The sequence below is a fragment of the Actinophytocola sp. genome, from assembly GCF_049647105.1.
GTDB lineage: Bacteria > Actinomycetota > Actinomycetes > Mycobacteriales > Pseudonocardiaceae > Actinophytocola.
Window position 1 is genome coordinate 1 of the sequence record NZ_JBARWZ010000270.1, and the last position, 12,870, is coordinate 12,870.

The window sequence follows — 12,870 nt, forward strand, 5'->3', positions numbered from 1 at the left end:
GCGCCGGGGTGGGCGCGATCGGGGTGGCCGCGCCTGCGGGAGCTGCCAGGCCGCAGGTGTCGCAGAAGCTGTCCTCGTCGAGGGTGCCGCCGCAACCGGGCCGGGGGCACTGGTTCATTCGGTTCTCTCCTCGCGGGACTGCGTCCGGTCCTGGATGGCCTGGCGGTAGCGGTTGAGTGCTCTCGTCGCCGCGGCCAGGTCGCACGGTGCCGTGAACAGGATCTGGTGTGCCTCGCCGTGCAGCCCGGCCAGCTCGGCGTCCTCGGCGTGCCCGAGCCGCGCCGCCTTCACCTGGTAGGCCTCCAGTCTGCCGCGTAGTTCGGCCCGCCGGTCGAGTAATCCCGTGATGGCCCGCAGCGCGGTCCTGGCGCTGTCGAGTGCGGTCGCGGCGAACCGGTCCAGCTCGTCGGCCTCCCGTGCCAGCACGTCCCAGCCCGCGGTGCCGTGCCGGGCGGTCAGCCGCGCGAGGCGGTTCCGCAGCGTCACCGACGCCTGGTCACCTGGCACCGGCAGGCCGGGCGCCGCGATCTTGTCCACCATCGCGGTGTAGGTCTGGCGGGCCGTCGCCTCGAGCGCCTCGACGTCCGACAGCGCGGACTCGAGCGCGGTGACGCGGGCGGTGAACCGGTCGCGGACCTGCGCGAGCCCGGCGAGCCTGGTCTCCAGCTCGCCGATCCGCCGCGCAAGGCCCGGCAGCGCGTCGGTGGCGTGCGCGGTGAGCACGTCGGTGAGCACCAGCTCGCGGGCCTTGTCCAGGTCCCGCCGGATCGCGGCGACCTCGTCGGCGGCCGCGCCGACCGACTCGGCCCGCACCGAAACGGCGTGCAGCCGCGCGTCGAGCGGGTCGATCCCGCCGATCGCGGCGGACCACGCCGACTCGACGGCCGCGAGCACGGCGGTGACCGTGTCGAACGCCTGCCGCATCCGCGACAGCAGCTCGGCGAGCGTGATCCGTTCGGTCACCTGTGCTGGCCCGGTCAGCCCGCGCCGCTCGATCGGGATCGCCTCGGAGTCCAGCTCGACGATCGGGCCGTGGAGGATGTTGGTCAGCTCGGCCAGCTCCTCGTCGCCCGGCCGTGACCGGCGGGCGCGGACCTCCTGCGCCCGAGCGACGGAGTCCCGGTAGCTCGCGAACTGTTCCCACAGCGTGGTCATCGCCGTGCGGGCCTGTCCCCACCGCGTCGCGGTGAGTCCGGTCAGTGCCGCGTTCTTGAGCAGCTGGTGGCCGGGATGCGCGTCCATCTCGACGAGCGAGGCCGCGATGCGGTCGCTGTCGCCCTGGACGGCCGCGAGCGCGCGGTCGACCTCTTCCCTGCCCAGCACGATGCCACCCATGCCGCTCAGTCCCGGTAGGTGGCCGGCGGCGGCGACGCCGGCTTCTCGAGCAGAGCCAGCAGCCACGTGTTGTAGATCTGTGTCCACCTTCCGCTGGTCCGCAGCTGCTCGAGCACCGAGTTCACGAACCTGGTGAAGTCCGGGGCGTTCTTGGACATCGCCATGCCGTACGGCTCCTCGGAGAACGGGACGCCTGCCACCTGGGTGAAGGGGTCCTGTGCCTTGAGCCCGGCGAGGATCGTGTCGTCCGTGGACACCGCGTCGACCTGGTTCTGCTGCAACATCACGAGGCAGTCGGTCCAGCTGTCCACCCCGATGCCGACGGGCCTGGGGTCGGTCTCCAGGTTCACGATCCTGGCGATCGACGTGGATCCCTTGGCGGCACACACCTTCTTGCCCCCGAGCGTGTCGGCGCCGTTGATGTCGGAGCCCTCCTTGACGAGCACCCGCTGCCCGGCCATGTAGTACACCGAGGAGAACTCGACGTTCTCGCGGCGTTCGCAGTTGATCGTCATGGTCTGCACGACGAGGTCGACCTCGCCCGAGGTCACCTTGGGCACGCGCTGGGCGGAGGTGAGCACCTTGAACTGGATCGTGCCATCGGCCGTGCCGAAGATGGCCCTGGCGATCTCCTTGGCCATGTCGATGTCGAAGCCCTGGACCTCACCGGTGACCGGGTTGCGGTAGCCGAACTGGTAGGTGTTCTGGTCCACACCGACGATCAGCTTGCCGCGCGCCTGGATCGCCGCCATCGTCGTGCCGCCCGGCATGGCGCCCGGTGTTGGCGGCGGGCCGCCGGGGCGCAGGCTCGCGGTCGCGTCGCCGCACCTCGTGTCCAGGCCGGGGGCGGGCAGGTCGGACATCACCTCGGCGTCCTTGGGCATGGGCGGTCCGCCCGCCGGGGTCCCCCGGTCGCCGACCTCCTCGGTGGTGGCGCAGCCCACGGTGGCTCCCATGGCCATCGTGACGACCGCGAGGAGCGCGACCACCTTCGTGCGGTTCCTCATCGGTACTCCTTGAGCCGCTGCCAGATGCCGGCCGCCGCACCCGCGGCCGCCAGCAGCGCGAGCACGATCACCCCGATCACGGTGCCGGTCAGCGCGTTGCTCGCCTGCCCGACCTCGTCCTCGAACGTCGCCTGGGTGGTGAGGATGGCCTCCCGCAGGGAGTTGTCCACCGCGTCGAACTTCGCGGCCGCACCGTTCTCGTCCTGGCCGAGCGTGAGGTCGACGGCCGGGAGATAGTCGCCGTTGTCGTCCAGTTCGCGGATCTGGCCGTGCACCTCGTGCCAGTCACGCTCGGCGTCGGTCGCGGCGCGTACCTCGTTCCGCACGGCGTCGTCGGTCGCGAGGCGCCGGGCCTGCCCGAGGAGCCCGCCGCCGCCGTCGCCCACGAGTACCTTCCGCACCTTCTCGTAGTCCTCCTCGAACACCGCGCCGCTGCCGCGGGCCACGAGCGTGAGTGTCTCGTCGCCGCGCGCGGCCAGCGCCGCGATCCTGGCCTGCGCCAGCACGTCGGTCTGCGCGGAGCCGTTCTCCTGGCTGGCGTTGACGTTCGCCATCACGCCGATCGTCGCGATCAGCACCCACGCGAGCGACACGACGGCGGCCCCGGTCGCGACGAGCAGCCCGACGTTGAGCCGCCTGCGGGTGCGCCGCCGCAGGTAGCGCTGCGCGAAGAACAGCAGCACGAGCAGGCCCAGCCCGAGCACGATCTCGACGATGGGCAGGCCGGCCGCGCTGTCCTGGTCGTCGCGCAGCGTCGCGGTCTCGTCCGTGTACAGCCGCTGCGCGGCGGGCAGCAGCTCCTCGCGCATCAGGTTGGACGCCTCGCGCTGGTAGGCGGCCCCGAAGGGCAGCCCCTGGCGGTTGTTGGCGCGCGCGGTCTCCACGAGTCCGGTGTAGACGGGCAGCTCGCGGGAGAGCACGGAGAGTGCGCCGTCGGGGTCGGCCAGGTCGGCGGGCTCCCGCGCGGCGACCGCGGTGGCGAGCGCGGACGAGGCCTGCGCGATGTCGGACTCGTACCTGGCCCGCACCTCCGCAGGCTCGAGGCCCTGGGAGAGGAACGCGCTGTTGGCGGTGGCGTCGGCGTCGGACAGCGAGCGGTAGAGGTCCTGCGCCGCGATCGAGAGCGGTCCGCTACGGGCGGTGAGGTCGTCGAGCGTCTTGGCGCGGCTCTGCACGCTCAGGGCGGTGAACAGGCCGACGAGCAGGCTCACCAGAACGAGCGCGACGGTGAGGACGACGAGCACGCCGGGGGTGGTCTTCGCCAGTTCGCGCAGCTCACCGACCCTGCCGGGGCGCACCGGTGTGGGCGCGGGGTCGCTCCGCGTTGGCGGAGGAGCGGTGGGTGCACTCACGACACAGTCCCCCATTTGGCGATCGACAACGACATGAACCCTTCGGGCCAGGCCCCCCGGCACTGATCGCAGCGTAGCCGTGGACCGCTGGTGCCGAGGATCTTTCGCCTTATCGGGCCATCCCGGGTTGACAACGGTTTCGTCTCCCTTCACTATTTCACTACTTCATTAGTGAAAGGGTGTTGCTGGTGATCGACTTTCGTCTTGATCGCGGCTCCGGCGTCGCCACGTACCTGCAGCTCGTGCACCAGGTCAAACACGCGTTGCGCCTGGGAGTCCTGAGACCGGGGGACCGGCTGCCGACAGCGAAGGAGGTCGTCGACAAGTTGGCGATCAACCCGAACACCGTGCTCAAGGCCTACCGGGAGCTGGAACGGGAAGGGCTCGTGGCAGGCAAGCCGGGGCTCGGCACGTTCGTGCAGCGCTCGCTGGGTGGCGCATCGGTGACCGAGCACGCGCGGCTGCGTGACTCGCTGACCGGCTGGGTGACCGACGCCCGCGCGGCGGGACTTGACGCGGAGGACGTCGAGGCGCTGTTCGCGTCCGTGGTGCTGGATTCGTTTCGTCTAGGGGAGGGCACGGCATGAACGCGGTGACAACCGCACAGAACGCGCTCACCGCGGCGCCGACCGCGGCGCTGACCACCACGGGTCTTGGCAAGAAGTACCGGCGGAACTGGGCGCTCCGGGACTGCTCCCTGTCCGTGCCCCAGGGGCGGGTGGTGGCCATGGTCGGCCCGAACGGCGCGGGCAAGACCACGTTGCTGCACCTCGCGGTCGGGCTGCTCGCGCCCGACCATGGCGAGGTCACGGTGCTCGGCGCGCGGGCGGGCACCACGCGGACGCTGCCCCGCGTGGCGTTCCTCGCGCAGGACAAGCCGCTCTACGGCGGCTTCTCCGTGGCGGACATGCTGCGCTTCGGCGCGCGGATGAACCCGGGGTGGGACCAGGCCTTCGCCGAGCGCAGGCTCGCGTCGCTCGACATCCCGGCCGGTCGCAGGGTCGGCAAGCTCTCCGGCGGTCAGCAGGCACAGGTCGCGCTGACCGTCGCGCTCGCGAAGCGGCCGGACCTGCTCGTGCTCGACGAACCGCTCGCCAACCTCGACCCGCTGGCGCGGCACGAGGTGATGCGCGGGCTGATGGCCGCGGTGGCCGACAGCGGGATGACCGTGGTGCTGTCCTCGCACGTGGTGTCGGACCTGGTCGACACGTGTGACTGGCTCGTCGTCCTCAACGGTGGCCGGGTCCAGGTCTGCGGCGACATCGAGGACCTGCTCGCGGAGCACCGGCTGCTGACCGGGCCATCGGAACTGGCCGACGGCGTGGCGGGGCGGCTGACCGTCGTCGACGGCGACCGGACCGACCGGCAGGCGACGCTGCTCGTCCGCACCGGAACGGAGCGGCTCTCGCTCGACCCGAGGTGGACCGACCGCGGCGTCAGCCTCGAGGAACTGGTTCTCGCGTACCTGCGGCGCCCGGAGAGCGCGGCGCTGCCACGCCCCGCGCTGGCGAGTACGTGACCGGCGCCGGGCCTGGCTGGGGGTCACGCCCGGCACGACAACCCATGACGGGAACGAAAGAGGGGATGGCAGAGACATGGTGTGGCTGACATGGCGGCAGCACCGCGCGCAGGTGCTGGTGACCGCCGGTTTCCTGGCGGCGATCGGGGTGCTGCTGCTCGTGCACGGCCTCGACGCGTCCGGGCAGTCCGGTGACGCGTTGAACGCCCGTTTCCAGTCGCTGTACACCTACCTCAGCTGGCTGCCGGTGGTGCCGCTGCTGGTCGGGTTGTTCTGGGGCGCGCCACTGCTGGCGCGAGAGCTGGAGCGGGGCACGCATCGGCTCGCGTGGACGCAGTCGGTGAGCAGGCGCCGGTGGCTCGCCACGAAACTGGGGGTGCTCGGGGGCGCGGTCACCGTGGCGGGCCTCGCGTTCGGCGTGATGGTCAGTGCCTGGGTCGGCGTGTTCGACGGGGTCCGCAACGCGGACCGGTTCGGCGACGCGGCGTTGTTCGGCGGCACCGGTGCCGCCGTGGGTGCGTGGTGGCTGTTCGCGTTCGCGCTCGGCACCGCCGCGGGCGGGCTGGTGCGCAGGACGCTGCCCGCGTTCGCGATCACGATCGCGGTGTTCGTGCTCGCCATGTTCCTGGTGTTCCAGGTGCGCGAGGACTACGCGGAACCCGTGCGGGCCGTGACGGACGGACCGGTCGCCGGGGCCTACCTCACCGGCGCGGCGTCACTGTCCCCGTCCGGGGTGGAGGTGGCGGGTGACCAGGTGGTGCCGGAGTGCGCCTCGGAGGGCAGGGACACCTACCTCAGGTGCATCGAGGAAGCGGGCTACCGGTCCGTCCTGTACTACCAGCCCGCCGACCGGTACTGGCGGTTCCAGTGGACGGAGACAGGACTCCTCGTGCTCGCCTCGATCCTGCTGGCCGGCCCGGTCGTGTACCGGGTGGCGCGGCGGCCGGTCTGACGTGGCCGCAGCACCGCGCGCCGCCGTCAGGAAGAGGTGACCGGCAAGATGCGCCGGGGAAGGCCGGGTGGGCGCTGCCTTGGCTGCCACTCCCGGGGGTAGCCAAGGGACACCTCCTCGAACGGCACCCCGTCGTACACGGTGCTCCTCGGGATGTGCAGGTGGCCGTACACCATGGCGGCGGTGTTGAACCGGGTGTGCCAGTCGGCGGTCAGTACGGTGCCGCACCACTGGGCGAACTCCGGGAACCGCAGCACCCGCGTCGGCTGCCGGACCAGCGGGTAGTGGTTGACGAACACGAACGGCACCGCCGGGTCGCACTCCTCGAGCCGCTGCTCGGTCTCGGCGACGCGGGCCCGGCACCAGTCGTCGCGGGTCGGGTACGGGTCCGGGTGCAACATGTACTCGTCGGTGCACACCACGCCCGTGTAGTGCGCGTACGCGAGACCGGCTTCCTTGGTGTCGTAGCCGTCGGGGAGCCAGGTGTAGTCGTAGCCGAGGAAGAGCGGGGCCACCCTCACCGGGCCGCCGGGACCGTGCCACGTCTCGTACGGGTCCTCGGGGGTGAGCACATCGAGCTTCCTGCACAGCTCGACCAGCGCCTTGTACCGTTCGACGCCGCGGAGGGTGACCGGGTCGTCGGGCATCGTCCACAGCTCGTGGTTGCCCGGCGTCCACACGACCCGTTCGAACCGCTCCTTCAGCACCGAAAGGGCCCACCCGACATCGGTGAGGCGTTCGCCGACGTCACCGGCCACGAGCAGCCAGTCCTGCGGGGTCAGGGGGCGCAGTTGCTCGACGACCTCGCGGTTCTCCTTGTAGGTCACGTGCAGGTCGGAGACGGCCACGAGATTGCTCACGGGAGCCACCCTAACGGTCGCTTGATCCCGATTGCCCTAGCGTGCAGATGTTGGTGCCCCCATCGTGGGTTCGGCAGGTGTTCGGCGATCTTTCATGGACAATGGCACCGAGGGGTACCAAGGGACACCGACATCGCACGAGAGGGGAGGCCGGGGTGCGCGCACTGCCCGCATCGCTGGCCGGCGTCGGCGCCGTGGTCCTGCTGACCGCGACGCTTCTGACCGCGCCTGCCGCCGCGCAGCCGACGACCGTCGCCGGGCTGCTCGCGCACTACTACGACCTCTCCTCGGAGGCCGAGCTCGTCAACGAGGAGCTGCTGGTCGTCCAGGAGGAGCTCGCCGGGCACCAGCAGGCGTCCGCCGCCGCGGCCAAGGCCGCCGACGACGCCAAGGCCGCCGCCGACGCGCTCCGCGACAAGGCCACCGTCGCGCAGGACCTCGACCGGGTGGCCATCGCGTTGTCCTCCCGCCGCGACCTCGACGGGCTCACCGCGCTCGCCACCAGCACCAGCCCAGAGGACCTCGTCGGCAAGCTCGAAGCGGCGACGCTGGCGGCACACCTGACCGGCGGGCCCCGCCAGGGTGACGCCGCACTCGAAGCCGCAGAGGACGCCGAGGAGAAGGCGGTCACCGCCGAGTCGCAGGCGCAGGCGCTGGAGGCGAAGGTCGAGGGCACCGCGGCGCAGGTCCGGCAGCGGCGCTCGGCACTCGACGCGCAGATCGCCGAGGTGCGGACCGCGCTCGACAACCTCACTCCAGAACAGCGGTCCCTGCTCGACGGCATCGAGGACTACGGCGGCGACGTCGTCATCCCGGGTGGCGACGCGGGCGCCGTGCTGGAGTTCGCGCTCAGCCAGATGGGCAAGCCGTACCTGTGGGGCGCGGTCGGCCCCGGCTCGTACGACTGTTCCGGGCTCGTGCAGACCGCCTACCGCACCGTCGGCGTCGCCATGCCGAGGGTGTCCAGGCAGCAGGCGCTCGTCGGCAAACAGGTCGCGCGGTCGGACGTGCGGGCGGGTGACCTGATCTTCTACGGCGAGCCGGTCCACCACGTTGCCATCGCGGTCGACGACATCCGCGCGGTGCACGCGCCCAGTTTCGGCGAGAACGTCAAGCTCGGCGGCATCGACAACATCGGGACCATCGCGGTCATCCGCCGCGTCGTGGGCTGACCAGAGCACCTTCGGGACATCACCGATGTCCCGAAGGTGCCCCTCGGGGCGCTAGTCCTTGCCGCCGACGCGGGGTCCGTGCCTGCGTAGCTCGCCGACATCGGTTGCCCGCAGGGCCTTCATCATCTCGTCCTCCTGGACCATCAGCGGATCCGTGCGCAGGTCCCGCCACAGCGACCAGCACAGGCCGACCATGATGAGTGCGAACGGCGCCGCCACGATGATCGTCAGGTTCTGTAGTCCGGACAACGCGTTGCCGCTGCCGTCACCCACCAGCAGCATCACGATCGCGACCGCACCCATCAGCACACCCCAGAACACCACCACGTGCTTCTTCGGATGCACCGAGCCGCCCTGGGACAGGGTGCCCATCACGACCGACGCCGCGTCCGCGCCGGACACGAAGAAGATCGACACCAGCACGATCACGAGCACCGCGGCCACTGTGGACAGTGGCAGGTGGGTGAGGAACGAGAACGTCATCACTTCGGACGTCGCGTCCGGGTTGTACACCCACGTGCTCGGATCGACCAGGTCGCTCAGTGACCCGCTTGCCAGGTCGGCCGACGAAAGTCCTTGCGCCGCAAGGGCTTTACGCTGCTGATCGATCGCGGCGCCACCGAAGATGGCGAACCAGAACAGGCTCACCACGCTTGGCACGAGGATCACGCCCGCCACGAACTGCCGGATGGACCGGCCGCGGCTGATCCGTGCGATGAACATGCCGACGAACGGCGTCCACGAGATCCACCACGCCCAGTAGAAGATCGTCCAGCTGCCGAGCCAGCCACGCATCTCGTCGCCGCCGGTCGCGCCGGCCCGGCCGGACATCTCCGCGAACTCGCGCGCGTAGTCGCCGATCGCGCTCGGTACGAGGTTGAGGATCAGCACGGTCGGGCCGACGATGAAGACGAACCCCGCCAGCACGAACGCCAGCACCATGTTGATGTTCGACAACCACTGGATGCCCTTGGCCACCCCCGACACGGCCGAGGCCACGAACGCGATCGTCAGCACCGCGATGACCGCCACCAGCAGCATCGTGCCCGCCTCGCCGACCCAGCCGACGTAGGCCATGCCCTCGCCGACCTGCAGTGCGCCGAGCCCGAGTGAGGCCGCCGAACCGAACAGCGTGGCGAAGATCGCCATGATGTCGATCGCCCTGCCGATCGGGCCCTCGCTGCGCCGCTTGCCGAGCAGTGGCGTGAACACCGAGCTGAACAGCTGGGTGCGGCCGCGGCGGAACGTGCTGTACGCGATCGCGAGACCCACCACCGCGTAGATCGCCCACGGGTGCACGGTCCAGTGGAACAGCGTGGTCGCCATCGCCTGGTGCACGGCCTCGTCCGACGCGGGCCCCGCGGTGCCCGGCGGCGGGGACATGAAGTGTGTCAGCGGCTCCACTACACCGAAGAACATCAGGCCGATGCCCATGCCCGCGCTGAACATCATCGCGATCCATGACGCGGTGCGGAACTCCGGCTTCTCCTTGTCCGCGCCGAGCGGGATCCGGCCGTACCGGCTGATCGCGAGCCCGATCGCGAACAACACGAAACCGCTTGCCACGAGCACGAACGCCCAGCCGCCGTAGGGAATCACACCCTCGTTCAGCACCTTGCCGGCGACCGTGATCATCGAGTCGGTGCCGAACACGCCCCAGGCAAGGAAGCCGAGTGTCAGCGCCGCCGAGATACCGAAGACCCACTTGTCGGTCCGAGGTGGCCGGTCGGCCGCGATCTCGATTCTTTCCTCTGTGCCGGTAAGGACTTCCGTATCTTGTCGCGGTCCTGTCTCCGCCGAATCTCGAGCGTCCGTTTCCATACCGGCGCATGCTAACCGGGTTGATCAATTCTGGACACGCGTCATGCCGTGGTGGCAGGCAACGGTTGTGTCTCGACCAGGTCTTCCCTGGTCCGCTCCGCCCACCGCACCGCGGGTCCCATCGCGACGCCCGCCGCGACGAACACGCCACCGAGGAGCAGCCAGCCCGCGGTGCCCCAGCCGAGCACGACCGTGGTCACCAGCAGCGGGCCGAGCATCCGCGCCACGGTGAAGCCGGAGCCGAAGAACCCCTGGTACTGGCCGTGTCTGCCGTCCGGCGCGAGGCCGAAGCTGATCTCCCACGCGCCGCTCGCCTGCATCATCTCCGCGCAGGCCTGCAGGGTCACGGCGACGACGAGGACGGCGACCGCGATCCATGCGGGCGCACCGTAACCGGAGATCGCGAACACCGCGCACGCCGCGAGGAGCGTCACGCCTGCGGACCGCATGAACCTCGACGCACTCGCGAGATCGCGCACCCTGCTCGCCACCCGAACCTGGAACAGTACGACCGACAGCGTGTTGAGCACCAGCAGCAGCGACACCGTCCACCCTGGAGCGTTCGTCCGCTCCACTATCCACAGTGGAATAGCCAGCGTGATCAACGGGATGTGCAGCTGCAGCAGCATGTTCAGCGTCGCGACCACCGCATACGGCCGGTCACGCAGCACCGCGAGCGCGGGCGTGCCGTTGTCGTGGGCCGCGCCCGGTGCCACGACCGGCAGCCGGAGCAGCACGAGTGCGGAGACGCCGAGGCTGACCGCGTCGAACGCGAACACGGCGAGGTAGGCCGCCTCGGTGTCGGCCTGCAGCGCGAGCCCACCGAGGCCGGCGCCCACCGCGATGCCGCCGTTGATCGCCGTCGCGAGCACCGCGCGCACCCTTGTCCGGTCCCCGGCGGCGACGAGCCCGGCGAGCAGCGCCTGCCGTGCCGCGTTGAGTCCACAAAGGGCGCTCGAGTACAGGCACGCCACGAGCACGAACGGCACGAAGTCCCGGACGAACAGGAACGCGACGAGCGCGGCCGCCGTGCACAGGGCGAGGAGCATCGCGACCCCGCGCGGGCCGCGCCGGTCGGCGAGGTGCCCCAGCGGCACGCCGGTGAGGAACCCGACCGCCCACCCGACCGTGAGGCCGAACCCGACCTGCGCCGCCGACAGGCCGACGATCCGGGTGAAGTACAGCGCGGAGCACACGAGGTACCCGCCGAGCCCGATCGAGTCGGCCAGTTGCGCCGCCGCGAGCGGGCGGGCCGGTCCGGGAGGTGGGAGGAATCGCGACATGGACTCAACCTAGGAACCGGATTGGCTCGCTGGAAGGTCCAATGTCGACCAGTTCTATTGGGCCAATGTAGGGTGGGCCGGTGGAGTTCCACGTCAGCCTGGCCGGGCACGGCGACCTGTCTGCCCGGATCTACCGGCAGCTGCACGAGGCGGTCATCGACGGCCGCCTGCGCTCCGGGGAGAAGCTGCCGCCCACCAGGGAGCTGGCCGGCAGGCTCGCCGTCTCCCGCAACACCGTGGCGCTGGCCTACGAGCGGCTGACCGCGGAGGGCTTTCTCGTCGGCCGCGTCGGGGCAGGCACGTTCGTGTGCGCCAACCCGCCGACCTCCGGCGCGGCACTGGTCACCGGGCCGGGCGCGGTGCCGCCCAGGCCGGTGTGGCGGGACCTGGCCACACCCCCGGTGCTGCACACGGCCCCGCCGTTCGACTTCGGCGTCGGGGTGCCGGACACCGGCCGATTCCCCATGGCGGCGTGGCGCAGGCAGGTCGCGCGCCAGCTCCGGGACGTCGCCGCCGCCGACGCGCTGTACGGCGACCCGGCCGGGCACGCCGGGCTGCGCGCCGAGATCGCGAGGCACCTCGGGCTGTCCCGGTCGGTGCGGGTGCCCGCCGAACAGGTGCTGGTCACGAGCGGCACCCAGCAGGCGCTCGACCTCGTGGCGCGGGTACTGCTGGCGCCGGGCGACCGGGTGGCCGTCGAGGAACCCGGCTACCCGCCCGCCCGCGAGCTGTTCGCCTCGCACGGCGCGCGACTGACCGGCGTGCCCGTCGACGCGGAAGGCCTTGTGGTGGCGGCACTTCCGGACGACACGCGCCTGGTCTACGCGACCCCGTCGCACCAGTTCCCGCTCGGCCCGCCGATGTCGCTGCGCCGTCGGACCGAGCTGCTCGACTGGGCGCGGCGGACGGGTGCGGTGGTGATCGAGGACGACTACGACAGCGAGTTCCGCTTCGCCGACCGGCCGCTCGAACCACTGCACAGCCTCGACCGCGGTGACCGCGTGCTGTACGTCGGGTCGTTCTCGAAGACGATGCTGCCGATGCTGCGGCTCGGGTTCCTGGTCCCGCCGTCGTCGCTGCTCGGCGCGTTGCGGTCGGCCAAGCGGCTGGCCGACCTGCGGTCGGAGGTCACCACCCAGGGCGCCATGGCAGGGTTCATGGCCGAGGGGCTGTTCGTGCGGCACCTGCGGCGGTCGACGCGTGAGTACGCGGCGCGGCGCGCGCTGATCCTCGCGATACTGCGGCGGGACTTCGCGGATCGGCTCGAGGTGGTGCCGTCGACGGCCGGGCTGCACCTCGCCGCGTGGCCGAGCGGCGAGGTGGACGTGGCCGCGATGGTCGAGCGGGCCGCGGCGGCCGGGGTCGGCGTGGCGGACCTGGCCGAGTACCACGGGTTCGGCGCGGGCAGGCCAGGGCTCGCGCTCGGCTACGGCCGGATCGAACAGGACCGGATCGAGGAAGGCTTGAGATTGCTGGGTGAGGTGTGGTGAACGTGGCGGGTGCCGGGTCGCTGGAGTCCGTGCTGGCCGAGGCGGCGGCCGCGCGGGCGCCGTTCGCGGCGACGACCGC

General features: G+C 71.1%; 11 protein-coding genes. 5 read left to right on the forward strand and 6 right to left on the reverse strand.

Annotated elements, in window-relative coordinates:
* Positions 1-114: 114 nt before the first annotated feature.
* The 3 genes from WBA97_RS31970 to WBA97_RS31980 are packed head-to-tail and all read right to left on the reverse strand — an operon-like array spanning position 115 to position 3,694.
* The gene (locus WBA97_RS31970) at positions 115-1,335 is read right to left on the reverse strand and encodes a hypothetical protein (protein ID WP_424234695.1); all 1,221 of its coding nucleotides are present in this window, start codon (positions 1,333-1,335) and stop codon (positions 115-117) included.
* A gap of 5 nt (positions 1,336-1,340) precedes the next feature.
* Positions 1,341-2,342 (reverse strand): glutamate ABC transporter substrate-binding protein, encoded by a 1,002-nt coding sequence (locus WBA97_RS31975; RefSeq protein WP_424234696.1) that lies wholly within the window; start codon positions 2,340-2,342, stop codon positions 1,341-1,343.
* A complete protein-coding gene (locus WBA97_RS31980) occupies positions 2,339-3,694 on the reverse strand; it encodes a hypothetical protein (protein ID WP_424234697.1) in 1,356 nt (451 codons plus the stop codon). Before WBA97_RS31980 ends, WBA97_RS31975 begins: the two co-directional genes overlap by 4 nt.
* 188 nt (positions 3,695-3,882) lie before the next feature.
* Between WBA97_RS31980 and WBA97_RS31985 the strand changes: the two genes are divergently transcribed.
* From WBA97_RS31985 to WBA97_RS31995, 3 genes are all read left to right on the forward strand, one after another.
* Positions 3,883-4,281, forward strand: a complete 399-nt coding sequence (locus WBA97_RS31985) for a GntR family transcriptional regulator (protein WP_424234698.1) — start codon at positions 3,883-3,885, stop codon at positions 4,279-4,281.
* Positions 4,278-5,213 (forward strand): ABC transporter ATP-binding protein, encoded by a 936-nt coding sequence (locus WBA97_RS31990; RefSeq protein WP_424234699.1) that lies wholly within the window; start codon positions 4,278-4,280, stop codon positions 5,211-5,213. The genes WBA97_RS31985 and WBA97_RS31990 overlap by 4 nt, the downstream gene beginning before the upstream one ends.
* 76 nt (positions 5,214-5,289) lie before the next feature.
* The gene (locus WBA97_RS31995; RefSeq protein ID WP_424234700.1) at positions 5,290-6,165 is read left to right on the forward strand and encodes an ABC transporter permease; all 876 of its coding nucleotides are present in this window, start codon (positions 5,290-5,292) and stop codon (positions 6,163-6,165) included.
* A gap of 26 nt (positions 6,166-6,191) precedes the next feature.
* Here WBA97_RS31995 and WBA97_RS32000 read toward each other — a convergent pair whose 3' ends face one another.
* Complete coding sequence (locus tag WBA97_RS32000) at positions 6,192-7,025, reverse strand: metallophosphoesterase family protein (RefSeq protein ID WP_424234701.1); 834 nt, start codon at positions 7,023-7,025, stop codon at positions 6,192-6,194.
* 155 nt (positions 7,026-7,180) lie between these two features.
* Here WBA97_RS32000 and WBA97_RS32005 point away from each other — a divergent pair, with 155 nt between their 5' ends.
* Entirely contained in the window at positions 7,181-8,197 is a 1,017-nt protein-coding gene (locus tag WBA97_RS32005) for a C40 family peptidase (RefSeq protein WP_424234702.1), read from the forward strand.
* Positions 8,198-8,248: 51 nt separating this feature from the next.
* On the opposite strand, the gene WBA97_RS32010 is transcribed toward WBA97_RS32005, so the two are convergent.
* Both WBA97_RS32010 and WBA97_RS32015 read right to left on the reverse strand, forming a co-directional pair.
* Positions 8,249-10,018: a BCCT family transporter gene (locus WBA97_RS32010; protein ID WP_424234703.1), complete on the reverse strand. Its 1,770-nt coding sequence runs from the start codon at positions 10,016-10,018 to the stop codon at positions 8,249-8,251.
* A gap of 41 nt (positions 10,019-10,059) precedes the next feature.
* Entirely contained in the window at positions 10,060-11,301 is a 1,242-nt protein-coding gene (locus WBA97_RS32015; protein ID WP_424234704.1) for an MFS transporter, read from the reverse strand.
* A gap of 80 nt (positions 11,302-11,381) precedes the next feature.
* Here WBA97_RS32015 and WBA97_RS32020 point away from each other — a divergent pair, with 80 nt between their 5' ends.
* Positions 11,382-12,791, forward strand: a complete 1,410-nt coding sequence (locus WBA97_RS32020; protein WP_424234705.1) for a PLP-dependent aminotransferase family protein — start codon at positions 11,382-11,384, stop codon at positions 12,789-12,791.
* Positions 12,792-12,870: the final 79 nt, after the last annotated feature.

What these genes read in the sequence shown, in the direction of transcription:
- WBA97_RS31970 (WP_424234695.1), bottom strand. Translation starts at nt 1,335, where the DNA reads ATGGGTGGCATCGTGCTGGGCAGGGAAGAGGTCGACCGCGCGCTCGCG.
- WBA97_RS31975 (WP_424234696.1), bottom strand. Translation starts at nt 2,342, where the DNA reads ATGAGGAACCGCACGAAGGTGGTCGCGCTCCTCGCGGTCGTCACGATG.
- WBA97_RS31990 (WP_424234699.1), top strand. Translation starts at nt 4,278, where the DNA reads ATGAACGCGGTGACAACCGCACAGAACGCGCTCACCGCGGCGCCGACC.
- WBA97_RS31995 (WP_424234700.1), top strand. Translation starts at nt 5,290, where the DNA reads ATGGTGTGGCTGACATGGCGGCAGCACCGCGCGCAGGTGCTGGTGACC.
- WBA97_RS32010 (WP_424234703.1), bottom strand. Translation starts at nt 10,018, where the DNA reads ATGGAAACGGACGCTCGAGATTCGGCGGAGACAGGACCGCGACAAGAT.
- WBA97_RS32015 (WP_424234704.1), bottom strand. Translation starts at nt 11,301, where the DNA reads ATGTCGCGATTCCTCCCACCTCCCGGACCGGCCCGCCCGCTCGCGGCG.